General features: G+C 69.6%; 1 pseudogene. It reads left to right on the top strand.

The annotated features are described in order from the left end of the window. Positions 1-336: 336 nt before the first annotated feature. Positions 337-1,544 (top strand): annotated as a pseudogene (locus E1265_RS36065) (IS110 family transposase). Positions 1,545-1,657: the final 113 nt, after the last annotated feature.

Genomic DNA, 1,657 nt, shown 5'->3' with positions numbered 1-1,657 from the left:
GCCCAACCCTTTGCGCGCTGCGCGCGGACGGCGCGGCCGGGGGCCTGCGGCGGTTGCGCCGCCGCAGGCGCTTCGCGCCGGGAGTTCTCCCCACCCGCCCCCGTTACCTTCTTCGTGGCCCTGCAACGGGGCTCCCGGCCTCCGGGCCCGGCATGACTTGTGCCCCCAGTCGATCATGATCGAAAAGGTGGTGTCACCGGGTGCCGGAGGCATCGGCAGACCGCTGATTAGGGGCACGAGCGCTGATCCCGGACCGGGTGACGCAGGCTCTTCGTAACGTGGATGCCGGCACGCTGATGCCGCGGGTGAGGCCGGGAAGAGTTCGAACACAGGAGTATGCACGTGACCGACGACGGCGGCATCGGCGTCTACCTCGGCCTGGACGTCGGCAAGGGCGAACATCATGCCACCGCCCTGACGACGGCGGGCAAGAGGGTCTTCGACAAGCGGCTGCCCAACACCGAGCCGAAGCTGCGTGAGGTGTTCGCCAAGCTCCAGGCCAAGCACGGCACCGTGCTGGTGGTCTCGACCAGCCCGCCTCCATAGGCGCCCTGCCGCTGGCCGTCGCCCGCGACGCGGGCTGCCGCGTCGCCTACCTCCCGGGCCTGACGATGCGTCGGATCGCCGACCTCTACCCGGGCGAGGCCAAGACCGACGCCCGGGACGCCCAGGTCATCGCGGACGCCGCACGGACCATGCCACACACGTTGCGAACGATCGAGCTCGCCGACGAGACCGTAGCCGAGCTGGAGATGATCGTCGGGTTCGATGACGACCTGGTCACCGAGTCCACGCGGACCAAGAACCGGCTGCGGGGCCTGCTCACGCAGATCCATCCATCGCTGGAACGCGTCCTGGGCCCCCGCCTGGACCACCCTGCCGTGCTCACGCTGCTCGAACGCTTCGGCTCCCCGGCCCACATCAGGAGGGCCGGCCGACGCCGGCTGGTCGCTCTGCTGCGGCCGAAGGCACCACGCATGGCCGAACGCCTGGTCGAGGACATCTTCGCCGCACTCGACGAGCAGACCGTGGTCGTGCCGGGAACCGACGCCGCCGCGCTGATCATCCCCAGCCTCGTCTCATCGCTGAGATCCGTGCTGGACCAGCGCAAACTCCTCGCCGCACGGATCGAGGAACTACTGGAGGCCCACCCTCTTTCCCAGGTCCTGACCTCCATGCCCGGCATCGGGGTCAGGACCTGCGCCCGCATCCTCATCGACGTCGGTGACGGCAGCTCCTTCGCCAGCGCCGGACACCTGGCCGCTTACGCCGGCCTGGCACCGGTCACCAGGACCTCAGGATCGTCCATCCGCGGCGAACACCGCTCCCGACGCGGCAACAAGCAACTCAAACGCGCCTTCTACCTCGCCGCATTCGCGTCACTCTCCCAACCGGAGTCACGCGCCTACTACGACAGGAAACGCCGCGAAGGAAAGCACCACGTCGCTGCCCTCGTCTCCCTCGCACGCCGCCGCATCGATGTCCTCTTCGCCATGCTCCGAGACGGCACGTTCTACCAGGCCCCCACCACCGCGACCGCTTGACGAAACCCATAGGGGCACCTTTTGGCGCGCTACGCGCGTCAGGGGCGGCCACGCCGCCACCGCGCCCCGCGCGGTACGCGAACGCGCGACGACCCGCCCGGAGGGCGGGTGGG

This window comes from Streptomyces sp. 8K308, from assembly GCF_004348315.1.
In the GTDB taxonomy this organism is placed as follows: Bacteria; Actinomycetota; Actinomycetes; order Streptomycetales; family Streptomycetaceae; genus Streptomyces.
This window is presented reverse-complemented; position numbering and strand designations above follow the sequence as displayed.